The sequence below is a fragment of the Streptomyces sp. NPDC102451 genome (assembly GCF_044765485.1).
Lineage (GTDB): Bacteria > Actinomycetota > Actinomycetes > Streptomycetales > Streptomycetaceae > Streptomyces.
The window spans coordinates 14,984-39,502 of the sequence record NZ_JBIWKD010000007.1 but is presented as its reverse complement, the minus strand read 5'-3'; the positions used below and the strand labels follow the sequence as shown (position 1 = coordinate 39,502).

Genomic DNA, 24,519 nt, shown 5'->3' with positions numbered 1-24,519 from the left:
GGGCCCCCGGCGGGACTTCCAATGCCCCCCCCCCCCCCCCCCCCCCCCAAACCCCCCCCCCCCCCCCCCCCCCCCCCCGCGCCCCGCCCCCCCCCCCCGCGGCTCTTGTTCGGTGCGGTGATACGCGGTCAGGCAGACTTCCTGCTGTCCCGCGGGTGCACGGCGATGTTCATGGCGCCGGAGCGCAGGACCGCCAGCCTCTCGGCCAGCACCTCCTCCAGCTCCTCACGCGTACGCCGCTCCATGAGCATGTCCCAGTGCGTACGCGCAGGCTTGCCCTTCTTCTCCTCGGGGCCATCCCCGTCCACAAGGAGTGCCGTGGCGCCGCACGCCTTGCACTCCCACTCCGCCGGAATTTCCGCCTCTACCGAGAACGGCATCTCAAATCGATGTCCGTTCGGGCATGCGTACTCCACCGCCTGGCGCGGGGCCAGATCGATGCCGCGGTCCGTCTCGTAGCTGGTAACCACGAGTCGCGTACCGCGGAGAGCTCGCTCACTCATGAATCGTGCCTCCCGGGCTTGTCGCCCACAGGACAGGTGTCGCTGTCGTCGTCATCCGGTCAACGTCCGGTCGGCGGTAAAGATTCCCGTTGCCGGTCATGCGTCGCCCGTCGTGCCGCTGCTTGGTCTGGGTTTCCTACCCATCGGTGCCCGGTTTGTCACCTCTGGTCGAAGTTGTCACCCAACGGTTCGGCTTCTTCCGCTCGCAGTAACGGTCCTCCGGGCACACCAAAGGCGTACACTACCGGCCTTTCACTTCAACGTCTAAATCCGCTCCGGCACGGGATTGCCCGCGGCGGCCACCGCGGCCCGTACCGGAACCCTCGCCAGCAGCACGGAGCCGAGCGCGAAGAAGAGCACCAGGGAAAGGATCGCGTCCCGGTAACTGCCGGTGAGCTGGTAGCCGAGACCGAAGACCAGGGGCCCCAGCCAGCTGAGTCCCCGGTCGCTCATCTCGTAGGCAGAGAAGTACTCCGCCTCCTTCCCGCGCGGTACGAGGTGCGAGAACAGTGACCGGGAGAGGGCCTGGCTGCCGCCCATCACGAGCCCGATCGCGGCCGCCAGGACGTAGAAGAACACCGGCGCGTCGGCGGGCAGGACGTACGCCGCCGCGAGGATCAGCGTCCAGACGGCCAGCGACGCGAGAATCGTCCGCTTCGCTCCGTACAGCCGGGCGAGCCGCCCCATCCCCAGCGCGCCCGCCACCGCGAGCACCTGCACGAGCAGGACCGCGGTGATCAGCGTCGTCTGGTCGAGGCCGAGCTCCTCGGAGCCGTACAGCGAGGCCTGGGAGATCACCGTCTGGATGCCGTCGTTGTAGATCAGATAGGCGAGCAGGAAGGAGAGCGTCAGCGGGTGGCGGCGCATGTCGCGCAGCGTCGCCCGCAGCTGCCGCCAGCCGGAGCCGACCGCGCCGTCGCCGCCCGGCTCCACCCGGCGGTCACGCAGCCGCCGCAGCGGGACCAGGGCGAAGGCACCCCACCACACGCCCGCCGAGGCGATGCAGATCCGGACCGCGTCGGACTCGGACAGACCGAAGGAGTCGTGGCCCGTGTAGAGCACCAGGTTCAGGACGAGGACGAAGGCGCCCGAGGTGTAGCCGAAGGCCCAGCCGCGCGAGGAGACCGCGTCGCGTTCCTCCGGGGTGGAGATCTGGGGCAGATACGCGTTGTACAGGGCCATCGACACGGAGATCGACGCGTTCGCCACGATCAGCAGGAAGGCCCCCAGCAGATAGCGGTGGCCGTCCAGGAAGAACATGCAGGCCGTCGCCGTCGCGCCCGTGTACGCGGCCGCCGCGAGCAGGGGCTTCTTGCGTCCGCTGCGGTCCGCCGCCGCGCCCACGACCGGCATGACGACCACGGCCACCACGATGGACACCGACACGGCGTACGCGAAGAGCGATCCCGCCCGCACGGGTATGCCCAGCGGATGCACGAACCCGTCCGCGTCGGCCGCCGCCTTGGCGATCGACGTCAGATAGGGGCCGAGGAAGACCGTGAGGACGCTGGTGGAGTACACGGAGCAGGCGAAGTCGTAGAAGTACCAGCCGCGCTGTTCCCGTCTGCGGCCCGCGGCCTCGGCCGGCGGTCCGGCCGGGTCCTCCGTCCCTGCGATACCGGTGCTCACGCCGCGCCCCCTCGTTCGTCCCGTGCGGACGCGGCGGGTCCCGGCGTCAGGCCCAGGCCCCCCGCTCGCTCAGCACCGTGCGCAGCGTCTCGATGTGATCGGTCATGATGCCATCCACCCCGAGGTCCAGGAGCGCCGCCATCCGTTCCGGTTCGTTGACCGTCCAGACATGGACCTGCAGGCCGCGCGCGTGCGCCGTCCGGACGAAGCTCCGGTCGACGACCCGGACGCCGTTCTGGCTCTCCGGGACCTGCGCGCAGACCGCGCCCGCCCGGAGCGCCGCAGGGATGCCGTACGAGCGCAGCCGCAGGCCGAGCACGCCGCGCACCCCGTACGAGGTGGCCAGGCGGGATCCGGCGAGGCGGTGGGCCCTGGCCACGCGCGCCTCGGAGAACGACCCCACGCAGACCCGGTCCCACGCGCCGGTCCTGCGGATCAGCTCGACGAGCGGGGCGAGGGCGGGCTCCGCCTTGATGTCCACGTTCCAGCGGGCGTCCGGGAACTCCTCCAGCAGCTCCTCGAAGAGCGGCAGCGGCTCGCTGCCCGCCACCCTGGCCCGGCGCACCTCGCTCCAGGACAGCGCGGCTATCCGTCCCCGGGAGTCCGTCACCCGGTCCAGGGTCGGGTCGTGGAACGCGACCAGGCGGCCGTCCGCCGTGGCGTGCACATCGGTCTCGAAGTAGCGGTAGCCGAGGCCGGCCGCGCGCCGGAAGGCCGTCGCGGTGTTCTCCATGCCGTCCGCGGCCCCGCCCCGGTGGGCGAAGGGGATCGTCGAAGGGTGGTCCAGATAGGGGTGGCGCCCCGAAGTCACTGCGGTCACCGCGGAAGTATCGCCCCTTCCGGTGTCCGCGCGGCAACGGCCACGGTGCGGGAACCCGGCGCCGGGAGGTCGAAGAAGCGCAGGAAGAACTGGGCGAGCGGGCCGATGGCCAGGGCGTAGAGGACCGTGCCGGCGCCGAGCGAGCCGCCGAGCAGGAAGCCGGTCACGACCACGGCCACCTCGATCGCCGTACGCACCAGCCTGATGGAGCGCCCCGTGAGCCGGTTCAGGCCCGTCATCAGGCCGTCGCGCGGCCCGGGTCCGAAGCGGGCGGAGATGTACAGGCCCGTGGCGACGCCGTTCAGCACGATGCCCGCGGCCATCAGCGGGATCTGCGCCCCGAGTCCGTGCACATCCGGTACGAGGGCGAGCGTGCCGTCCATCGCGATGCCGACGGCGAAGACGTTGGAGACGGTGCCGAGCCCCGGGCGCTGCCTGATCGGGATCCACAGGAGCAGGACGACCGCCCCGACGATGATCGAGACGACCCCGATGGAGATGCCGGTCCGCTCGGCCAGGCCCTGGTGCAGCACGCCCCACGGTTCGAGCCCGAGCCCCGCGCGGACCAGCAGCGCCGAACTCGCCCCGTACAGGGCCAGGCCCACGTACAGATGGGTCAGCCGCCGGGCGAGCCGGGTGCCGCTCGGAGAAGTGGTGTCGGACAAGTGGTGCCCCCTGTGTGGTGGTAGTGGACTGCTGCATGTCACTCTGTGGCGGGGGATTGGCCGCCAACTATGGCCAATCCGAGGAAGGTGGACTGATTTTCATGGCGCAGTGGACTTCGACGGTCGGCGCGGCGCAGCTTGCCCGCCAGCTCCAGGGCCAGCAGGCGCGCCCCCTTCCGCCGGGCACCCGCAAGCCGCCCGCCTACCGGGCGCTCGCCGACGGGGTGCGCCTGCTCGTCCTGGAGGGCCGGGTCCCGGTTGCCGCGCGGCTCCCCGCCGAACGCGAGCTCGCGCTTGCCCTCTCCTTCAGCCGGACCACCGTCGCCGCGGCGTACGAGGCGCTGCGGGCGGAGGGGTTCCTGGAGTCGCGCCGCGGCGCCGGCAGCTGGACCGCGGTCCCGGCGGGCAATCCGCTGCCCGCCCGGGGCCTCGAACCGCTGCCCCCCGAGTCGCTCGGCTCCATGATCGACCTGGGCTGCGCCTCGCTGCCCGCCCCGGAACCGTGGCTGACCCGGGCCGTACAGGGCGCCCTGGAGGAGCTGCCGCCGTACGCCCATACGCACGGCGACTACCCGGCAGGACTTCCCGCCCTGCGCCAGATGATCGCGGACCGCTACACCGGGCACGGCATCCCGACGATGCCCGAGCAGATCATGGTCACCACCGGGGCGATGGGCGCTATCGACGCCATCTGTCATCTCTTCGCCGGGCGCGGCGAGCGCATCGCCGTGGAGTCCCCGAGCTACGCCAACATCCTCCAGCTCATGCGGGAGGCGGGCGCCAGGCTGGTGCCCGTGGCGATGGAGGAGGGGCTCGGCGGCTGGGACATGAACCGCTGGCGGCAGGTCCTGCGCGACGCCGCACCGAGGCTCGCCTATGTCGTCGCCGACTTCCACAACCCCACCGGCGCCCTGGCCGACGAGCAGCAGCGCCGCGCCCTCGTCGAGGCCGCCCGGTCGGCGGGCACGGTCCTGGTGGTCGACGAGACCATGCACGAGCTGCACCTGGACGCGGACGTCGAGATGCCCCGCAGGGTCTGCGCGTTCGACCCGGCGGGCAGCACCGTCCTGACCGTCGGCTCCGCGAGCAAGGCCTTCTGGGCCGGCATGCGCATCGGCTGGGTGCGGGCGGCGCCCGACGTCATCCGCAGCCTGGTCGCCGCACGCGCGTACGCCGACATGGGGACGCCCGTGCTGGAACAGCTCGCCATCAACTGGCTGATGCGGACCGGCGGCTGGGAGGAGGCCGTGGCCATCCGGCGCGAGCAGGCGCGGGAGAACCGGGGCGACCTGGTGCGCGCCCTGCGCCGGGAGCTCCCGGCCTGGGAGTTCGAGGTGCCGCGCGGCGGCCTCACCCTGTGGGTGCGCACCGGAGGGCTCTCCGGCTCCCGGCTGGCCGTGGCGGGCGAGCGGGTCGGGGTCCGCGTGCCGTCGGGGCCCCGGTTCGGGGTCGACGGGGCCTTCGAGGGCTATGTGCGGCTGCCCTTCACCGTGGGCGGTCCGGTGGCGGACGAGGCGGCGCTGCGGCTGGCCGCTGCCGCCGAGCTGGTCGGTTCCGGCGCGAGCGCCGGAGCCGAGGCCCCCCGGACCTTCGTGGCCTGAGGCGCCCGGCCTTCATGGTCCGGGGCGCCCCTCCGTCTCACCCTTCGGCGACGGCCGGCGCCCCGATCAGCTGATCGGTGTGTACGGACACGGGCTCGGCCGATTCCGGCACGGCCTGCTCCACCGCGGGCGCCCCGCCGGGCACCAGGTCGAGCACCGCCTGCCGGTGCGCCTCGCTCGTGGCGTCGTCGTACGGGTCCGGGGTGGCCGGCACCTGGAGGCGGAGGACCGGCGCGGAGCCCAGCCGGGTGTAGCCGCGGCCGGGCGGCACGTCGGAGGTGGGCGTGGTGTGCGGCTGGACGCCCAGGACCGCCTCGACCTCCGCACGGTCCGCCGGGCCGAGCACGACACGTGCCCTGGTGTGGTTCCGCACGGTCCCGGTGAGGGCGTCCAGGCTGTCGAACTGGTCCGCGACCACGACCGTCACCCCGGCGGCACGGCCGTGCCGCAGCGGCACCTGGAGGAGCTCCTGCGGATCCTGCCTGCCGTCGGCGGCCGCCAGGTGCCCCAGCGCGCTCGGACGGTCCAGCAGGATCCAGAGGGGGCGCTTGATGTCGTCGGGCTCGGGATGCCCGGTCTGGCGGGCCCGGTTGGCGGCGATGAGCCGCCGCTCGGTCTCGTGCGCCGCCCATTCGAGCGTCGCGAGTGCCCCGGCGAGACCGCGCTCCACCGCGAGCACGCCGTCCCGGCCGGTCAGGAAGCCGTACTCGCCGGTCCCGCCGCCCTCCACGACGAGGACGTCGCCGTGCTGGAGGGCCTGCAGGGCGAGGGAGCGCATCAGGGTCGTGGTGCCGCTGCCGGGGTGCCCGACGATCAGCAGATGGGGTTCCGTCGAACGCGCTCCGGTCCGCCAGATCACAGGAGAGGCGTCACGGGTCGCGTCGCCGTCCTGGACCGGCACGGTGCGCCGGACCGCGTCCGCGTCGGTGAAGCCCAGCACGGTCTCGCCGGGCGCGGTGACGAAGCGCTGGGCGGCGATGGTGGTGGGGAGCGCGGCGAGCACGGTCATGAGGAGGTGGTTGGCCTCCTCGTCCCAGGCGAAGTGGTACTCGCGGCCCCGGCCCGACTTGGCGTGGAGCACCTGCTCGACCCGGGCCCGTGCCGTGGGGTCGCCGTCGGTGAAGTACGCCGGGTAGTCCACCTGGAGCCGGGTGAGACGCCCGTCGCCGTCGAACTCGTACGACGTGCCGAAGGCCTTCTCCCAGTCGCCGCCGTGGGAGAACAGCGGACCGGGGTCGTCCGCCACGGAGAAGTGCGGCACCAGCGCCTCGTACAGCGCCTGCAGGCGTGCGGTCCCGGCCTCGTCGGGGCCGGTCTTCGCGGGGGTGCGGTCGCGTCCCCGCCATGCGGCAGCGCCCATCACCGAGATGAGGGCCAGCAGGGGCCCGTAGGGGATGAGCGCCACCGCCAGTACGCAGGCCGCGACGAGGAACAGCACGTGTCCGCGCCGGTCCCTGGGCGTCGCGGCCCACTTCTGCCGCCCGGCTCCCGCCAGCAGCCGCAGACCGCGGGTGACCGTGATCAGCGGATGGAGTACGTCGGTGGCGTTGTCGGCGGCCGTGCGCGCGATCTCGCGACTGCGGGTGATCGAAACGCTGCCGCGCTGAAGAATGCGGGGAAGTGGTCGCCGGGCCACGTCGGTCTCCTGAAGAGGTGGGAGCGGGTTTCGGGAGCGTCAGAACTTGATGCCGCCCAGCATGCTGGCGAGGCTCGCCCCGCCGGCCGTGATGCTCGGGGCGATGGCTGTGCCGGCCAGGTAGAAGCCGAACAGCGCGCAGATGAGGCCGTGGGACGCCTTGAGCCCGTCCTTCTTGAAGAACAGGAAGACGATGATGCCGAGCAGTACCACGCCCGAGATGGAGAGGATCATGAGCGGTTCTCCTGGTTGAGGGGGACAGTCACCATGAGTACTTCCAGAATCACAAGATGTACCTATACGATAAAAGGTGCAAGTGAGTGAATATCGTTCCATTTCACTCAACTGGTGGGCGGAGAGTAGTCGCCCGGGAGCTCCGTGCACCGCGTCGGCCCCGTCCCCACCGGAAAGCGGCTCCGGGGCCGTGATCTTCTGCCGCTCCGGGGCAGGCTCACGACTGCCCGGAGCAGTACTCTGTCGATTCACTCGTACGGCCCCCGCCGTACTCCCCACCAGGTCAGCAACCGCGGCCACGGCAATGGAAGGCGGTCCGTCCGATGAGCGAAACCCCCGATCCCGAGGTGGTCGAGCTGGCGACCAAGGTCTTCGACCTGGCCCGCCGGGGGGAGAGCGACGCGCTCGCCGCCTACGTCGACGCGGGCGTCCCCGCGAACCTCACCAACGACCGGGGCGACTCCCTGCTCATGCTCGCCGCCTACCACGGGCACGCCCCCGCCGTCGTCGCCCTCGCGGGCCGTGGCGCCGACCCGGACCGTGCCAACGACCGGGGGCAGACCCCGCTCGCCGGCGCCGTCTTCAAGGGCGAGCGCGAAGTGATCGACGCGCTGCTCTCCGCAGGCGCCGACCCGGCCGCCGGAACACCCTCCGCCGTGGACACCGCGCGCATGTTCGGCAAGGACGACCTGCTGGAACTCTTCGGTGCGCGCTGAGAGGCCGTCCGCGCCGCCGGCCGGCCGGTGCGTCGTAAATGTGGTCGCGTCGGCGAAATGGCTGGGTCATCATGACGTCGCGGGTCCGAATCGGGCCACCGACGAGAGGCAGAGGAAGATGAGCACCAGGCAGAAGACGGCAGTCGGCCGATCATGTTGCTGCGCGGCCTAGGTGATGTCACCCCGGCACATGGAACAGCACAGTCCCGGTCGCGTCGACAGCTTGATGTGAGGCTTTCCCCATGTTCGATCCGTTCATAGCGCCGAGCGGCACACTGCTCGGCCTGCTGCAGAGGGGCCGCGGCGACGGCACGCTCCACGCGCTCGCCGCCCCCCGCCCCGAGGCCCTCACGGCTCTCAACCACTGCGTCCTGAGCGATCCGCGTCATGACTGGCAGGTCGAGAACCGCTCCCTCTACTACGCGCGCCTCTACCTCGATCTCGACGGTGGCACCGAGGAGATCGAGCGGCATATTTTCGATCCCGAGGACCACCTCGACACCGACGACTCCCGCACGGGTCTCGCCCTCGCCGTGCTCGGCCACCTCGCCTCCTACGGCCGCGAAGACGCCCTCGCGCTCCTGCGCCGGTACGCCGCGACCGGGGCCAACTGGGCCTGGGCGCTCGACGAGCTGGCCCTGCGCGACGACGACGCCGGGCTGCGCTCGCTCGCCGAGCCGGTGCTCGCCCGCTTCCCGGCGACCGCGGAGGGCGCCGCCGAGCTGGCCGCCTCCGTGCGGGACGCCTTCGAGCCCCGGCCCTGGCGGCTCTGGGCCGACGACCCGCGTGAAGCCGTCGGCGGCCGGGTCAGGGCGGCGTCGGAGCAGGGCTCCTTCGACCGGTGGCAGCGGCAGATGAGGCCGGGCGGACCGCGCCCCGGCTGGAGCGTCCAGGCCGTCTTCGACTGGGCCCAGGAAGGACTGGAACGCGGCAGCGTGCTCCATGTCCCCGCGGCCCGCTGCCTCTCCGCCGTCGCCGGGGCCGAGGACCGGCCCCTGATCGTCGAGGCCGCCCGCAGCGGCTCCGAGGGCGCGCGCTGCGCAGCCCTGCACTATCTGGCCCAGGCCCAGGACCCTGCCGTGCTCGACCTCATCGAGCAGGCGGTCGCCGGCCCGTCGCCCACCGTCGCCGAGGCGGCCGTGGCCGCCTTCGAGCGCATGTGCGGAGAAGCGGCGGTCGGCCGGGCGCGGCGCTGGGCCCACCGGCCCGACGCCCTCGGATCCTCGGCTGCCGGGGTCCTGGCCTGCCGCGGCGCCGCACAGGACGCCCCGCTCGTCCTCGCCGCGCTGCGCGAGGCGGTCCGGGGCGAAGGTCCGGACGCGCCACACCTGTGGACCCTCGTCGACGGCGCGGGACGCCTGGGCATCGTCTGCGCGGCACCCGTACTGCGCCATGTGTACCGGGAGACGTCCTCCTCGCACCTGCGCGGCCGCGCCGCCCGCGCGCTGGCCGCCACCGACCCGTCCTTCGCCAGCGGATTCGCCGTCGAGTGCCTCTGGGACTGCGAGGAGACCACCCGTGAACTGGCCGCGCACCACGCGGAGACCGGGGACATCCGGGTCGCCGAACGGCTGAGGCGGCTCGCCGCCGACCCGGCCGAGGAGGCCGAGGTCCAGACCGCCGTACGCAGCAGGATCGGGCCGGACGCACCCGCCGTCTGAGCCGGTGCTCCGCCGGTTCACGGAGCTCCGTATGCCGCGCGTCGGGGGCGCGCGGCGCAAACGCTCATGGGACGTTCCCCGGGCGGACAGATCCAAGTCGGCAAGGGCACGCCCTGTGCGGTGACAACACCCGTATGCGTGTCGTCATCGTCACCGAATCCTTCCCGCCCGACGTCAACGGTGTGGCCCACTGCACCCTGCAGACCGCCCGGCACCTCGCCGCCCGCGGCCACCGGCCGCTCGTCATCGCCCCGGCCGGGGCGACAGCCACCACCGGCTCCGCGTCCACCGGCGACCCCTGCCCCGTGGTGCGCGTCCCCTCACTGCCTCTGCCCGGCTACCCGCAGGTCCGGGTGGCCCTCCCCGGCCGGCGGCTCGCCGCCGCGCTCACCGGGCACCGCGCCGAACTCGTCCACCTGGCCGGCCCGTTCGTCCTCGGCGTCCGCGGCATGGCCCTCGCCACCCGGCTGGGGCTGCCCGCCGTGGCGGTCTACCAGACCGACCTGGCCGGCTACGCCCGCACCTACCTGGGCACCGGGGAGAACACCGCCTGGCGCCGGATGCGCGCCGTGCACAGCGCCGCCGACCTCACCCTCGCCCCCTCCACCGCCGCACTGCGCGACCTCACCGGCCACGGCGTGCCCCGGGTGAAGCTGTGGCCGCGCGGGGTCGACACCGTGCGGTTCCGCCCCGGCCTGCGCGACGAGGCGCTGCGCCGGGCCCTCGCCCCCGGCGGCGAGAAGATCGTCGGATACGCGGGGCGGCTCGCCCCCGAGAAGCACGTCGAACTCCTCGCCGGAGCCTGCGCGCTCCCGGGCGTACGCGTCGTGGTCGTCGGCGACGGGCCGAGCGAGCCGTCGCTGCGCGCGGCGCTGCCCGGTGCGGTGTTCCTGGGGCGGCGTACGGGGGAGGACCTCGCCCGCTTCTTCGCTTCCCTGGACGTCTTCGTGCACACCGGGCCGTACGAGACCTTCTGCCAGACCGTGCAGGAGGCCATGGCCTCGGGGATCCCGGTCGTCGCACCGGCGGCCGGCGGACCGCTCGACCTCGTCGACCACGGGAGCACCGGGCTGCTGGTGCCGCCCCACGACGCGGCGGCCGTGCGGGACGCGGTCGCCGCACTCCTCGCGGACCCCGCGCGCGCCGAGGCCTTCGGCAGGACCGCACGTGCCGCGGTCGAGGGCCGCACCTGGGAGGCCGTCGGCGACCAGCTCCTGGGCCACTACGACGAGGTCCTGCGCGGCCGGACGGCGGTGGCGGCATGACCGGGCCCGGCCGTGACGGGCTCAGGATCGTGCGGCTGGCGAACTTCGTCACGCCCGCCTCCGGCGGCCTGCGCACCGCACTGGACGAGCTCGGGCGCCGTTACCTCGCGGCGGGACACGAGCCGGTGCTGATCGTCCCCGGGGCCGCCCCGAGTGACGTACACACCGCACAGGGCAGGGTCGTCACCCTCCCGGGGCCCGTGCTTCCGGGCAGCGGCGGCTACCGGGTGCTGGTGAACCGGGGAAGGCTGCGGGGCCTCCTGGAGGAGCTGCGCCCCGACCGTCTGGAGGTGTCCGACCGGACCACCCTGCGGTGGACGGGGGAGTGGGCACGCCGCGCCCGCGTCCCCGCCGTCATGGTGTCCCACGAGACCGCCGACGGGGTGCTCCGCACCTGGGGTGTGCCCCCGGCGGTGGCCGGACGGGCCGCCGACCGGCTCAACACGCGCAGTGCCCACGCCTACGCACGGATCGTGTGCACCACCGAACGGGCGGAGCGCGAGTTCGTGCGGACCGGCGTACGCAACGTGGTGCGCGCCCCGCTCGGGGTGGACCTGGAGCGCTTCCGCCCCGAGCTGCGCAGCACGGCGCTGCGCGCCCGCCACCTGCGCGCCCAGGACGTCCTGCTGATGCTCGGATCACGGCTCTCCGTGGAGAAGCGGCCGGGCCGGGCGCTGGACGCGCTGGCGGCACTGCGGGACACCGGTGTGCGGGCGGCCCTGGTGGTGGCGGGGGACGGTCCCCTGCGCGCAAAACTGGAGCGCAGGGCACGGGTGGAGCGGCTGCCGGCCGAATTCCTGGGCCATGTACGCGACCGCGCGCATCTGGCCCGCCTCCTGGCGAGCGCGGATGCGTGCGTCGCACCGGGGCCGGCGGAGACCTTCGGGCTGTCCGCCCTGGAGGCGCTCGCCTGCGGCACCCCGGTGGTGGCGAGCGCCGCCTCCGCGCTCCCCGAGGTGATCGGTCCGGCCGGACCGGCCGCCGCCGACACGGGCAGGGCGTTCGCCGCCGCGCTCCGGGAACTTCTGGACCGACCGGAGCAGGAGCGCAGGGCCACGGCACGGGCGCGCGCCGCGCACTTCGGCTGGGACCGCTCGGCGGCGGCCTTCCTGGCCGCCCATGACATCCCGCAGCGGCACGGAGCCCTGGAGGTACGGCCGTGAGCGCCCTGCCCGCCGATGCCCCCGCCCGCATCACCCCCGCCCGTGCCACCGTGCGGTACGCCGCACTCGGGGACTCGCTGACCGAGGGCGTCGGCGACCCCGTCCAGGGCGGCTGGCGGGGCTGGGCCGCGCTCCTCGCCGAGGGCCTCGGAGGCGCGGACCAGGACGTGGACTTCCGTAACCTCGCCGTCGCCGGTGCGCTGTCCTCGGACGTCCACGAGCGCCAGGCCGGGGCGGCGGCGGAGTTCCGGCCCGATATCGCCTCCGTCGTCGTCGGGGTCAACGACACCCTGCGCCGGTCCTTCGACATCCGCCGCCTCGCCGACCGCCTCGACGAGGTCTGTGCCCTGCTCGCCGGGGGCGGCGCCGTACTCCTGACGGCATGTCTGCCCGATCCCGGTACGACGCTGGGGCTCCCCGGCCCGCTGCGCCACCCCCTCGCGCGGCGCCAGCAGGCCGTCAACGCCGTCGTGCACGCCCTGTCCGACCGCTACGACGCCGTCCATCTGCACGCCTCGGGCCGGGCCTGGACCGAGGACCGTTCGCTGTGGAGCGTGGACCGGCTCCACCCCGGCGAGCGGGGCCACCGAAGACTGGCCGCCGGCTTCCACCGGCTGCTCGCAGAACGGGGCCTCGCCCTCGGCGACCCTCCGGGCCACGAACCCCGGCAGCCGCCGCCGACCCGACTGGCGGGCGCCCTCTGGCTGGCCACCGAGGGCACCGGCTGGCTGGCCCGGCGCAGCACGGACCTGCTGCCCCAGCTGCTGGGGCTCGCGGCGGCCGAGGCCGGGCACCGGGCACGCGGCACGACCGGCCGTCTCGACGCACGGGCCGAGCAGGCGTTGACCGAGGCGCTGGCAGGGCTGCCCCGTACGCCGACCGAGGCGCCGGCAGGGCTGCCCCGTACGCCGACCGAGGCGCCGGCAGGGCTGCCCCGTACGCCGTTCCTGCACGGGTTCGTCCCCCGCGCCAGAATGGAGGGATGACCGGACGCTGGGAGTTCTGGATCGACCGCGGCGGCACCTTCACGGACGTGGTGGGACGTGACCCCGGCGGCCGGCTGATCACCCGCAAACTGCTGTCCCACGACCCCGGCCGCTACCGCGACGCGGCCGTCGCGGGCATCCGGCTGCTGCTCGGCCTCGGCCCCCACGACCCGGTCCCCGCCGACCGGGTCGCGGGCGTCAAGATGGGCACGACGGTCGCCACCAACGCCCTCCTGGAACGGCGGGGCGAGCCGACCGTCCTGGTCATCACCGAAGGCTTCCGGGACGCCCTGCGCATCGCGTACCAGAACCGGCCCCGCCTCTTCGACCGCCGCATCCTGCTCCCCGAGGCCGTGTACGACCGGGTCGTCGAGGTCCCGGAACGCACCGACGCCAGGGGAGGGATCGTGAGGGCCCTCGACCGCGCCGCCGTCGCCGAGCGGCTCAGGGCGGCCGCGGAGGACGGGATGCGCAGCGCTGCCGTCGTCCTCATGCACGGCTACCGCCACCCGGAGCACGAACGGGCCGTCGCGGAGGAAGCCAGGGCGGCCGGCTTCACCCAGGTCAGCTGCTCGCACGAGGTCAGCCCGCTGATCAAGCTCGTCCCGCGCGGTGACACCACCGTCGTCGACGCCTATCTCTCGCCGATCCTGCGCCGCTACGTCGACGAGGTGGCCGGCGAACTCCCGGGCATCCGGATCATGTTCATACAGTCCAACGGCGGACTGCGCGAGGCCGCGCACTTCCGGGGGAAGGACGCGGTGCTCTCCGGCCCGGCCGGGGGCGTCGTCGGCATGGTCCGTACGTCAGGGCAGGCGGGCCACGACCGGGTCATCGGCTTCGACATGGGTGGCACCTCCACCGATGTCTCCCACTACGCGGGCGAGTTCGAACGCGAGCTCGGGACCCAGGTGGCCGGGGTGCGGATGAGCGCGCCCATGATGAGCATCCACACCGTCGCCGCCGGCGGCGGATCCGTCCTGCACTTCGACGGACGGCGCTACCGGGTCGGCCCCGACTCGGCCGGAGCCGACCCCGGCCCCGCCTGCTACCGGCGGGGCGGGCCGCTCACCGTCACCGACGCCAACGTGATGCTCGGCCGCATCCGCCCCGAGCACTTCCCCGCAGTCTTCGGCCCCGGGGGCGACCGGCCGCTCGACGCCGGACTCGTGCAGGAGCGCTTCGACGCGCTGGCCGAGGAGGTGTCGGCCGCCTCGGGAGACAGGCGTACGGCCGCCGAGGTCGCCGCCGGCTTCCTGGAGATCGCCGTGCTCAACATGGCGAACGCCGTCAAGAAGATCTCCGTCCAGCGGGGCCACGACATCACCCGCTACGCGCTCACCGGCTTCGGCGGCGCCGGAGGGCAGCACGTCTGCGCCGTCGCCGACGCCCTGGGCATCGACACCGTCCTCGTACCGCCGCTCGCCGGTGTCCTCTCCGCGTACGGGATCGGTCTCGCCGACGCCACCGCGATGCGCGAACAGTCCGTCGAGGCGCCGCTGGACGAGGCGACCGGGAGCCGGCTGCGAGGCATCTGCGACGGCCTCGCGGAGCGCACCCGGGCCGAACTCCGGGCCGACGGCCTCCCCGACAGCGCCATCGCCACCCGGGCACGGATCCTCGTGCGCTACGCCGGCACGGACGCCGCCCTGCCCGTCGCCCACGCCACCGTCGCCGCCATGACGGAGGAGTTCACCGGAGCCCACCGGGCGCGCTACGGATTCGTCATGGACAAGCCCCTGGTGGCCGAGGCCGTCTCGGTGGAAGCCACCGGTACGGCAGGACCGCACACCCTGCCCCGCGTCGGCCCGGGCGCCGGCGAAGGGCCGCTCCGGCCCCTCGGAACCGTGACGATGTTCACCGGGGGCGAATGGCGGGACGCCGGCCTGTACCGCCGCCCGACCCTGCGCGCCGAGGACACCGTGACCGGCCCGGCGGTCGTCACGGAGGACGACGCCACCACCGTCGTGGACCCCGGCTGGCAGGCCACGGCGGGCCCGGCCGGACACCTCGTGCTGCGCCGGGCCGAACCGCGTCCCGAGCGGACCGCCGTCGGCACCCGGGTGGACCCCGTCATGCTCGAGGTGTTCAACAACCTCTTCATGTCGATCGCCGAACAGATGGGCGTACGGCTGGAGAACACGGCGCACTCCGTCAACATCAAGGAACGGCTGGACTTCTCGTGCGCCCTGTTCGACGCGGAGGGCAACCTGGTGGCCAACGCCCCGCACATCCCGGTGCACCTGGGGTCGATGGGGGAGTCCATCAAGGAGGTGCTGCGGCGGAACCGGGGCTCCCTGCGGCCCGGTGACGTCTACGCCGTCAACGATCCGTACCACGGCGGCACCCACCTGCCGGACGTGACCGTCGTGACGCCCGTGTTCGACGAGCCCGCGGACGGACGGGAGAGCCGGCTGCGCTTCCTGGTGGCCTCACGCGGCCACCACGCGGAGATCGGCGGCATCACCCCGGGCTCCATGCCCGCCTTCAGCCGTACGGTCGACGAGGAGGGCGTCCTCTTCGACGACTGGCTGCTGGTGCGCGACGGAACCCTCCGCGAGGCGGAGACCCGGCACCTGCTCACCACCGCCGCGTACCCCTCACGCGACCCGGACACCAACCTCGCCGACCTGCGCGCCCAGATCGCGGCCAACGAGAAGGGCATCACCGAACTGCGCCGCATGACACGCCAGTTCGGGCAGGACGTCGTCGAGGCGTACATGGGCCACGTCCAGGACAACGCCGAGGAGTCCGTACGCCGGATCGTCGCCGGACTGCGCGACGGCTCGTGCCGCTACGAGACCGACAACGGCGCCGTCATCGCCGTGAAGGTCACCGTGGACCGCGACGCCCGGCGGGCCGTCCTCGACTTCGAGGGCACCTCCCCGCAGCAGCACGGCAACTTCAACGCCCCCACCTCCGTGGTCATGGCCGCCGTCCTCTACGTGTTCCGGACACTCGTCGCGGAGGACATCCCGCTCAACAGCGGCTGCCTGAAGCCCCTGGAGATCCGCGTCCCGCAGGGATCGATGCTGGCCCCCGTCCACCCGGCGGCGACCGTCGCCGGCAACGTCGAGACCTCCCAGGCCGTCACCGGCGCGCTCTACGCGGCCATGGGCGTCCAGGCCGAGGGATCCGGCACCATGAACAACCTCACCTTCGGCAACGACCGGGTCCAGTACTACGAGACCGTCGCGAGCGGCTCCGGTGCCGGTGACGGCTTCGACGGGGCCGACGCCGTGCAGACCCACATGACCAACTCCCGCCTCACCGACCCCGAGATCCTCGAATGGCGCTACCCGGTGCTGCTGGAGAGCTTCGGCGTACGCCAGGACAGCGGGGGCCCGGGCCGGTGGCACGGCGGCCGGGGGGTGGAACGACGGATCCGCTTCCTCGAACCCGTCACCGTGGCCCTCCTGTCGAGCCACCGCCGGGTGCCGCCGTACGGCATGGCGGGAGGCGGGCCCGGAGCACTCGGCGAGCAGTACGTCGAACGGTCCGGCGGGACGTCCCTGACCCCGCTCGACGGCTGCGACACCGCCGAGCTGGACGCCGGGGACGTCCTCGTGCTGCGCACCCCCGGAGGCGGCGGATACGGGCGGCCGTGACCGGTCGCTTCTGCGCCGTTTCGACCGTTGTCGGTGCGAGGACCTAATCTGTGCAGCGTGACATCGCCTGCCGACACCCAGACCGCTGCGCCCCAGCTCAGCGCGGGACCGAGGCCCGCCCCGGGACCCGCCGCCGACGAGGGGCTCTCGCGTCGGCTGCGCGCGCTCGCCTGCACCGCTCCGCTGCACGACCTGGACGTGCGCAAGGCCAATCTGGCCGGCGAGTACACGGTCTACGCGATGGCCGAGGTCGCCCTCGCCGCGATCGACCTGGTCACCCTCAACATGGACTTCGACACGGGCGCCGACCACGACCAGATAGTGGCCAGGCTCCTCCCACGCGTCGCGGCCCAGGCACCGCGCCGCCCCGTCACCGAGCACGAACGGGTCGCGCGCTGGGTCCTGGAGAACCTGATCAACGTCGGGAGCGTGGACCGCGGCTTCCGCGCCGTGTACGGCACCTTCGGACCCGACGGGATCTACGTCCGCAGGGACTACGACTTCAAGCTCATCGAGGAGGTCCCCGGCCACGGCGGCAGCGTCTACCTCCGCGCCACCGACGAGGCGGTCAACGTCCTGGTCGGCGCCCTGGACACCGACGTCACCAGCGCCCAGATCGCCGCCGAGGTGAAGCTGGAGGTCCTCATCAGCAGGGGCCGCCTCGCCGACGCCCAGCTCGCTGCCGAGCAGGCCCGCTACCGCACCGTGCAGTACGCCGAGACGCTCCGCAGGACGCTGGAGGCGACCCGCCGCAACGTCCGCGCGGTGGACTGGCTCAACGCCGTACCGGACATGATCGCCGAGGCGCTCGACCACGTCGCCGACCGCTACCGCCACGAGAACGCGATCCTCACCAACATCCGCAAGGCCAGGGACGAGGCCGAGGAACCCGAGCACAAGCGCCGCGCCGCCGAGCTCGTCGACATCGTCAAGGACTGCATCCGCCGCCACACCCAGCTCCAGTCCCGGCTGCTGGAGGCCGGGCCCCTCTTCCGCGCCGAGCAGGACCGGCAGGCCTTCGCCACCCCCACCGCACAGGCGGGCCTCGACCTGTACGGCCAGCTCGTCGTCCCCCTGCTGCCGCTCCCCGTCGAACAGGCCACCCGGGCCACCGACGCGTTCTTCGCGCACGGCACCGGGCTGCGGACCCCCGCCTCGGTCCGCGTCGGCGACCTCGTCGAGATGCTGCTCATGCCCCCGGTGGAGCGCGAGCACCTGGGGGCCGAGATGCCCGAGCCCGACCTGATCGCCACCCCGGACGACAGCCGGTTCAGCGAGGAGCAGCTCGCCGCCGCCATGGAGCTGCTCGACCTGGAGCACGACGCCCCCCGACGGCTCTCCGGACTCCTCGCCGAGGCCCGGCTGCGCGACCCCGAGCTGCCCTACCTCGTCGCCCTCCTCGCCGTCCACGCGGCGAGCCCGCCCGTGGGCACGGCCTACCGCCAGGGCGAGCGCCGGCTGCTCTTCGCCGTCGACGACGGCACCACGCTCGAGGACCACGAGTTCGGCGGGGCCGACCTGATAGTGGGCATGGCCCTGCTGGACGCGGCGGGCATGGCCGCGGACCGCAAGGACGCCTCATGAGCGTCCCCGGCCGGACCACCCACCCCCTGCCGTGCGAGAGCGGCACCCGTACCGAGGAGTCACCGAGTTGAGCGAGCAGCACGCCGAGCACACCGACGCGTGGGGCGGCCAGCCCCCCACGCACGCGGCCGACGCCGCACGGCCGGCCGCTCCCGCCGCTGTCACCCCCGCCGACGCGGCCGACGCCGCCCGGCTGGTCTCCTTCGGGTTGCAGCCCAAGCTGATGCCGGCCCGCGACGCCGAATACACCGAGCTGCTCCGCCGCTACCGGGAGGAGCCCGCCTTCGCCCGGCTCGCCGACGCCGTCGCGACCGGCCTCGGGCTCATCGTCCTGGAGGTCTCCACCCGCGCGGGGATGGCCGTGACCGCGGGCGAGGACTCCGTCTTCGCCGTACGCATGGGCGACTACGCCCGGCGCGCCTCCTCCGACTCCGCCGACCGCTTCCTGCACGGGCTGGCCCACCTCGCCGTCGCCGCCATGTCCTTCCCCCGCCCCGAGGACCTGGCCGACGACTCCTACATCGGCCGCATCACCGTCAACGGCGTCGACGCCTTCGTCCGCCAGGCCTGTCAGCGCCTGGAGGAGCGCGCCGAGGAACAGGGCGACAACACCGACCCGGCCACCGACGCCCCCGGCCTGGAATCCGGCTGGCGGATCTACTCCCGCCGCAGCGCCACCGGAGCCACCAAGGACGCCCGCAGGCTCGCCGGCTCCACCACCGGCATCATCGGCAAGGCCGTCGCCTTCCTCACCGACTCGGGCTTCCTCCAGCGCACCGGGGACGACGCGGGCGGCGCCTACCGCACCACGGCCCGCTACCAGCTCCAGGTGCGCGACATGGCCGGCAGCGCCGCCATGGCCGAACTGCTGGAACTCGGCGTCGTCCCGGTCACGGACGGCTCGGCCACCCTGCTGCCCCCGCCCGACACCGAAGGCCTGGAGCTGGCCGCCGACGCGGGACTCCCCTTCCACTCCTGACCACCCATCGCCCGAGCCGCCCCCTGCCGCTCCAGCCGCCCGCCCGCCGCCTGAACGATGAGAGTCCGCCGCCATGTACGAGTTGTCCCGGGTCCGCCTCTACTCCATCGGGCCCGCCGGTGCGCGCTACGCCGACACCGTGCTCGACCTGCGCGGAGTCGGCGAGCCCGTGCCGAGGCCCGCCCCGGCCCAGGCGGAGTTCTTCGAGGACGAGCCCGTCGGCCCCCCGCGCCGCCCCGCGCCCGCCGGCGTGCTGTTCCTGGAGAACGGCGGCGGCAAGTCCGTACTGCTCAAGCTGATCTTCTCCGTGATGCTGCCCGGCCACCGCAACACCCTGGGCGGCGCCAGCTCCGGCGTCCTGCGCAAGTTCCTGCTCGCCGACGACTGCGGACACGTCGCCCTGGAGTGGCAGCACACCCTCACCGGCGAGTGCGTCGTCGTCGGCAAGGTCAGCGAGTGGCGCGGCCGGCAGGTCTCCAACGACCCCCGCAAGTTCGCCGAGGCCTGGTACTCCTTCCGCCCCGGGCCCGGCCTCAGCCTCGACAGCCTCCCCGTCGCCGAGGCCAGCGCCGTGGGCCGCCCCGCCGAAGGCGTCTCGGGCGCCCGCGGACGGCGCCGCACCATGAAGGGCTTCCGCGACGCCCTCACGGACGCCGGGAAGTTCTACCCCCACCTCGACGTGCACTGGGAAGAGATCCACGACCGCTGGAACGAACACCTCGGCGACCTCGGGCTCGATCCCGAACTCTTCCGCTACCAGAGGGAGATGAACGCCGACGAGGGCGAGGCCGCCGGTCTCTTCGCCGTCAAGAAGGACTCCGACTTCACCGACCTGCTGCTCCGGGCCGTCACCGACACCCGCGACACGGACGGCCTCGCCGACCTCGTCAGCGGCTTCGGCAACAAGCTCGGCCGCCGTGCCGAACTCACCGCGGAACGCGACTTCACCGCCGGCTCCGTCGACCTGCTGGGCCGGATCGTCGACGCCACCGCGACCAGGGCCCGCAGCCGCGACGTCCACGCCGGAGCCGAGCGGCGCACCCGGACCCTGGCCCGCAGGCTCTCCGGCCGCGCCGCCGAGGAGCGGGGCCGCACCGCCGAGCTCGCCCAGCAGGTCGCGGCCGCCGCCCACACCGTCACCGAGGCCGAAGCGACCCGCGGCAACCGGGACCTGATCGCGGCCGAACTGGCCTACCGGCACGCCTCCCTGGCCCTGACCGCCGCGGAGAAGAGCGCGGCGGCCCAGCGCCGCGAGCTGGGCGAGGCACGCACCCTGCACGCCGCCTGGCAGGCCGCCGAAGCCGTCCTGCGCCACCGCGCCGCCGCCGACCGCTCGGCCCGTGTCGCCGTCGCCATCCGGGAGGCCGAGCGCGACGCGGCCCCCGCCCTGGCCGCCCGCGCCACGGCCGCCGCCGACCTCGTACGCGCCCTGCACACCGCCGCGGAGGCGGGGGAGCGGGTGGCCGACGAGGAGGAGGAGCGCTCAGCCACCCTTCAGACCACCGGGGAGACGGCCCACCGGGACGCCACCACCGCCGCCACCGAGGCCCAGCGCGCCCGCAGCGAGGCCGGACACCTGCGCCAGCGCCTCTCCGAGGTCGAGCAGGAGACCGCCGAAGCCGTGCGCGCGGGCTGGCTCGACGACACCGCGCCGGACGCCGACCCGGCCCGCGCGGCCCTCGCCGCCAACGACGCCGAACAGAGCGCGGTCGCCGCCTGGGACACCGCGCGGGAAGCCGCCCGGGCCACCGCCGACCAGGCCCGCGAGGCCGCCGCGGCGGAGAGCCGCACCGAGCTCGCCGCGGCCCGCGCCGCCGACGGCGCCCAGGCCGCCGAACAGTCCTACGAGGCCGAGCTCAGGGCCGCCGAGTCGATCGCCGCCGACCACCGACTCGCCGACCTGCTGGGTCTGCCGACCGCGGCCGGAGTGCCCCGCCCCCGCCGCGCCGCCACCGGTGCGGACGAGGACGGCTCCGGCGCGCCGGAGGAGACGTCCGGTGACGAGCGGTCCCTCACGGCCGAGGAGTTCGACAACAACGCCGACGAGCTGCGGGAGCTCCTCGACCAGGGCGTCGCCGCCGCCGAACGCCGGCTCTTCGACCTGCGCACCGCCGCCGCCGACGACTCCCGCATCCTCGGCGCCCTCGGCGACGGCGGACTGCTGCCCCCGGGGCCCGACGTCCTCGCCACCGTCGAGTACCTCGGTGAGCACGGCATCCCGGCCCTGCCCGGCTGGCGCTACCTCGCCCAGGCGGTGGACCCCGCCGACCACGCGGCCGTCCTGGCCGCACGGCCCGAGCTCGTCGACGGTGTCGTCATCACCGACCCGGACGCGCACACCCGTGCCCGCGAGGTCCTGGCCGCCGCCGCACTGCTGCCCCGGTCGGCCGTGGCCGTCGGCACCACCGCGGCCCTCCTCGCGCCCGTCCCCTCGCCCGACGGCCCCGGCGACGACGACGTGTTCCTCGTCCCGCCGAACCCCGCGATGCACGACGAACACGCCGCCGACGAGGAGCGCCAGGCACTCAGGGCCCGGGCCGCGGCGCGCGACGAGGACATCAGGTCGCTCGCGGCCCGGCTCACCGCCGACCGCTCACTCGCCGCCCGGATCGGCTCCTGGCGCGCCGACTGCCCGCCCGGGATGCTCGCCGAGCTCCGCGACGCCGCCCTCACCGCCCGCGCCGCCGCGGAGACCGCGGAAGCCGCACTCGCCGAGGCCCGCACCGTGCGCGCCGAGGCCGACGAGGCGGCCGCCGACGCCGCGCGCCTCCGCGACGAACGGCAGGAGGCGGCCCAGCGCGCGCGCCGCGCGGCGGACGCGCTCGCCGGGCTCGCCCACCGGCTCCGCGACCGGGCGGGCTGGCAGGCCCGGCTGCGTGAACTGACCGACGAGGCAGCCGAATCCGAGGCGCGTGCCACCGCCTACCTGGAGCGGGCACGCGCCGCCGACGAGGACCGCAGGGCCGCCCAGCGCGCCGCGGACGACGCCCACCGAACCGCCCGTGCCCTGCGTGCCGAGCGCGCCGAGATCGCGGGCGCCCCGGAGACCCTCCCGGAGCCCGGCCCCTCCACCGCGCGCACCTCCCTGCCCGCCCTGCGCGAGGCGTACCGGGCCGCCTCCCAGCTGTACGAGAAGGTGGGCGTCGGAGCGGACCTGCGCGCCGAGCAGGCGCGAGCCGAGAGCGACGAGAGCGCCGCCCTGGCCGAGCTCGACCGCCTCACCAACAAGGTCCGCACCCGCGCCGCCCAGCTCCTCGAAGGAACCGACGGCGCCGACGGTCCCTCCCGGCAGGCCGCCGCCGCACGCGCCGAGTCCCTCGTCCAGCTCTTGGAGACCCGGGCGTCCACGGCCAGCGAGCAGCTCGGACGGCTGCGCGGCGAGGCCGAACGGCTCGCCCCCGCCGATGAGGCGCCCCACCACACCGAGCTCCCCGCGGACCTGGCCCCGGCCGACGCCGACCAGGCCCAGGTCCTGCTCCGTACGGCGACGGCCGAACTGGCCACCGCCACTGCCGCGCTGGACACCGCACGCGCCGCCCACGCCGAACTGCTGCGCGCCCACCGCACCGCCGAGGACTCGGCGAGCGGCTTCGACGAGACCGCCGCGCTCCTGCGCGACCTGCTCAGGGACCACGGAGCGGAGGAGGAGACCGAGGCCCCCGATCCGTACCCGGGCACCCTGGAGGAGGCCAGGCAGTCCGCGGCCGAGGCACGCCGCTCACTGCGCGGCTGCGCCACCGACCTGTCGGCCGCGGAGAGTTCCGTACGGGAGGCGAGCGACGTACTCGTACGGCACGCCAACTCCACCCGCTACGAACAGGTCCGCACCCCAGCCCGCCAGCAGATCCGGGAACTCCCGGCGGCCGCCCTCCCCGACCACGCGGAGAAGTGGGCCGCGGCCTTCGCTCCCAGGCTGCGTGTGCTCACCGACGAGCTGGTCCAGCTGGAGCGCAACCGCGACTCCATCGTCGACCGGCTCCGCGGTCTCGTGGAGTCCGCCCTCACGACGCTGCGCTCCGCCCAGCGGCTCTCCCAGCTCCCCGAGGGGCTGGGGGAGTGGTCCGGCCAGGAGTTCCTCCGGATCCGCTTCGAGGAACCCGACCAGGCCACGCTCACCGAGCGGCTCGGCGAGGTCATCGACGAGGCCACGCACGCCGCCCTCAAGAAGAACTCCGACCTGCGCAGGGACGGCATGTCCCTCCTGCTGCGCGGTGTCCGGGCTGCTCTGCAGCCCAAGGGCATCGCCGTGGAGATCCTCAAGCCGGACGCGGTGCTCCGCGCCGAGCGCGTTCCGGTCGGACAGATGGGCGACGTCTTCTCCGGCGGCCAGCTGCTCACCGCCGCGATCGCGCTGTACTGCACGATGGCGGCCCTGCGGAGCAACGACCGGGGCCGCGACCGGCACCGGCACGCGGGCACGCTCTTCCTCGACAACCCCATCGGGCGCGCCAACGCGACGTACCTGCTGGAGCTGCAGCGCGCGGTCTCCGACGCGCTGGGCGTCCAGCTGCTCTACACGACCGGGCTGTTCGACACCACGGCACTCGCGGAGTTCCCGCTGGTCATCCGGCTCCGCAACGACGCGGACCTTCGGGCGGGCCTGAAGTACATCAGTGTCGAGGAGCACCTCAGGCCGGGGCTGCCCCAGCAGGACCCCGCGGGTGAGACCGTCCACGGCGAGATCACCGCCACCCGCATGTTCAAGCGGAGCGGAGAGACGGCCGGCACCGCGGGCGCGACGGCGGTCCCGGAGATGCGTACGGAGATGACGGATACGAAGACGGAGCCGGCGCAGCAGGCCACGGAGAAGCGGTGACCGGGAAGCGGTGACCGGGAAGCGGTGACCGGGGAAGCGGTATCGGGAGAGCGCCGGGGGCGGCCGGGGCGCAGGCGGTCAGGCCCGGGAGAGCCGGCCTTCGCCCCGGCGTCGTATCCGGGCCTCCCCACGCGCCCGGGACCGCGCGGCGCGCCTGGCCGCCCGCCGCTCCCGGCGCATCCGGCGCGCCGTGCTGCTGGGGACGGACACCACGCCGTTGCGCTGGTTCCACACCTGGCGGGTCACCCAGACGTCCAGCACCGACCAGGTCGCCACCACCGTGCCCGCCACACTGCTGAGCACCATCGGGAAGGCGAGCCAGGACCCGGCCAGCGTGCACAGGAAGGCCACCATGGCCTGAATGATGGTCAGCGACATGATGAGGACGGCGCGCACGGCGGCCGTCCGTACGGGATCGGGCATCCGCCGCCGTATCGCGGGTTCCTCCACCCACAGCTGCCGCGGGATCCGGGCACCGGTCCGCGCCCCGCCGCCCTGCCACTCACCGGCCCGCGACGCGTTCGCCGGTGACGTGCCGGCCGGTGCTGCGGCTGCCGGTGATGCCGCCGCACCCCCGCGTTCCTCCGTGTCCAAGAACCTTCAACTCCCCACCACTGTCCGACTCAAGGGTGGCTGCCCGGCTTGCGCCCGTT

The 24,519-nt window shown here is 74.0% G+C and carries 17 protein-coding genes; 10 read left to right on the top strand and 7 right to left on the bottom strand.

What is annotated here, in order from left to right; genetic code table 11:
• Positions 1 to 128: 128 nt before the first annotated feature.
• The 4 genes from ACIRD8_RS17865 to ACIRD8_RS17850 form a co-directional block, all read right to left on the bottom strand.
• On the bottom strand, positions 129 to 503 hold the full coding sequence (locus ACIRD8_RS17865; RefSeq protein ID WP_078598328.1) for an RNA polymerase-binding protein RbpA: 375 nt from the start codon (positions 501 to 503) through the stop codon (positions 129 to 131).
• A 264-nt stretch (positions 504 to 767) separates the two neighbouring features.
• The gene (locus tag ACIRD8_RS17860; protein WP_403991940.1) at positions 768 to 2,132 is read right to left on the bottom strand and encodes an MFS transporter; all 1,365 of its coding nucleotides are present in this window, start codon (positions 2,130 to 2,132) and stop codon (positions 768 to 770) included.
• Positions 2,133 to 2,178: 46 nt separating this feature from the next.
• Entirely contained in the window at positions 2,179 to 2,943 is a 765-nt protein-coding gene (locus ACIRD8_RS17855) for a glycerophosphodiester phosphodiesterase (protein ID WP_403992805.1), read from the bottom strand.
• A gap of 5 nt (positions 2,944 to 2,948) precedes the next feature.
• Positions 2,949 to 3,617 (bottom strand): YitT family protein, encoded by a 669-nt coding sequence (locus ACIRD8_RS17850; protein WP_403991937.1) that lies wholly within the window; start codon positions 3,615 to 3,617, stop codon positions 2,949 to 2,951.
• A gap of 101 nt (positions 3,618 to 3,718) precedes the next feature.
• Here ACIRD8_RS17850 and ACIRD8_RS17845 point away from each other — a divergent pair, with 101 nt between their 5' ends.
• Positions 3,719 to 5,218, top strand: a complete 1,500-nt coding sequence (locus tag ACIRD8_RS17845; RefSeq protein WP_403991935.1) for a PLP-dependent aminotransferase family protein — start codon at positions 3,719 to 3,721, stop codon at positions 5,216 to 5,218.
• A 37-nt stretch (positions 5,219 to 5,255) separates the two neighbouring features.
• Here ACIRD8_RS17845 and ACIRD8_RS17840 read toward each other — a convergent pair whose 3' ends face one another.
• Positions 5,256 to 6,854: a hypothetical protein gene (locus tag ACIRD8_RS17840; protein WP_403991932.1), complete on the bottom strand. Its 1,599-nt coding sequence runs from the start codon at positions 6,852 to 6,854 to the stop codon at positions 5,256 to 5,258.
• Positions 6,855 to 6,893: 39 nt separating this feature from the next.
• Positions 6,894 to 7,088, bottom strand: a complete 195-nt coding sequence (locus tag ACIRD8_RS17835; RefSeq protein ID WP_277335051.1) for a hypothetical protein — start codon at positions 7,086 to 7,088, stop codon at positions 6,894 to 6,896.
• A 323-nt stretch (positions 7,089 to 7,411) separates the two neighbouring features.
• On the opposite strand from ACIRD8_RS17835, the gene ACIRD8_RS17830 reads away from it, so the two are divergent.
• The 9 genes from ACIRD8_RS17830 (at position 7,412) to ACIRD8_RS17790 (ending at position 23,866) form a co-directional block, all read left to right on the top strand.
• Positions 7,412 to 7,804: an ankyrin repeat domain-containing protein gene (locus ACIRD8_RS17830; RefSeq protein WP_403991929.1), complete on the top strand. Its 393-nt coding sequence runs from the start codon at positions 7,412 to 7,414 to the stop codon at positions 7,802 to 7,804.
• A 242-nt stretch (positions 7,805 to 8,046) separates the two neighbouring features.
• Positions 8,047 to 9,465, top strand: a complete 1,419-nt coding sequence (locus tag ACIRD8_RS17825; RefSeq protein WP_403991925.1) for a HEAT repeat domain-containing protein — start codon at positions 8,047 to 8,049, stop codon at positions 9,463 to 9,465.
• A 134-nt stretch (positions 9,466 to 9,599) separates the two neighbouring features.
• Entirely contained in the window at positions 9,600 to 10,730 is a 1,131-nt protein-coding gene (locus ACIRD8_RS17820) for a glycosyltransferase family 4 protein (RefSeq protein WP_403991922.1), read from the top strand.
• The gene (locus tag ACIRD8_RS17815; RefSeq protein ID WP_403991920.1) at positions 10,727 to 11,893 is read left to right on the top strand and encodes a glycosyltransferase; all 1,167 of its coding nucleotides are present in this window, start codon (positions 10,727 to 10,729) and stop codon (positions 11,891 to 11,893) included. Before ACIRD8_RS17820 ends, ACIRD8_RS17815 begins: the two co-directional genes overlap by 4 nt.
• Positions 11,890 to 12,879 (top strand): SGNH/GDSL hydrolase family protein, encoded by a 990-nt coding sequence (locus ACIRD8_RS17810; RefSeq protein WP_403991917.1) that lies wholly within the window; start codon positions 11,890 to 11,892, stop codon positions 12,877 to 12,879. Before ACIRD8_RS17815 ends, ACIRD8_RS17810 begins: the two co-directional genes overlap by 4 nt.
• On the top strand, positions 12,876 to 16,487 hold the full coding sequence (locus tag ACIRD8_RS17805; protein ID WP_403991914.1) for a hydantoinase B/oxoprolinase family protein: 3,612 nt from the start codon (positions 12,876 to 12,878) through the stop codon (positions 16,485 to 16,487). The genes ACIRD8_RS17810 and ACIRD8_RS17805 overlap by 4 nt, the downstream gene beginning before the upstream one ends.
• 57 nt (positions 16,488 to 16,544) lie before the next feature.
• Complete coding sequence (locus tag ACIRD8_RS17800) at positions 16,545 to 18,071, top strand: hypothetical protein (RefSeq protein WP_403991911.1); 1,527 nt, start codon at positions 16,545 to 16,547, stop codon at positions 18,069 to 18,071.
• A gap of 67 nt (positions 18,072 to 18,138) precedes the next feature.
• Positions 18,139 to 19,050: a hypothetical protein gene (locus tag ACIRD8_RS17795; RefSeq protein ID WP_403991908.1), complete on the top strand. Its 912-nt coding sequence runs from the start codon at positions 18,139 to 18,141 to the stop codon at positions 19,048 to 19,050.
• 73 nt (positions 19,051 to 19,123) lie between these two features.
• Positions 19,124 to 23,866, top strand: coding sequence for a hypothetical protein (locus ACIRD8_RS17790; protein WP_403991905.1), 4,743 nt, complete (start codon positions 19,124 to 19,126; stop codon positions 23,864 to 23,866).
• 78 nt (positions 23,867 to 23,944) lie between these two features.
• Here the strand turns inward: ACIRD8_RS17790 and ACIRD8_RS17785 are convergent, their stop codons facing one another.
• Positions 23,945 to 24,460 (bottom strand): hypothetical protein, encoded by a 516-nt coding sequence (locus ACIRD8_RS17785; RefSeq protein WP_403991902.1) that lies wholly within the window; start codon positions 24,458 to 24,460, stop codon positions 23,945 to 23,947.
• Positions 24,461 to 24,519: the final 59 nt, after the last annotated feature.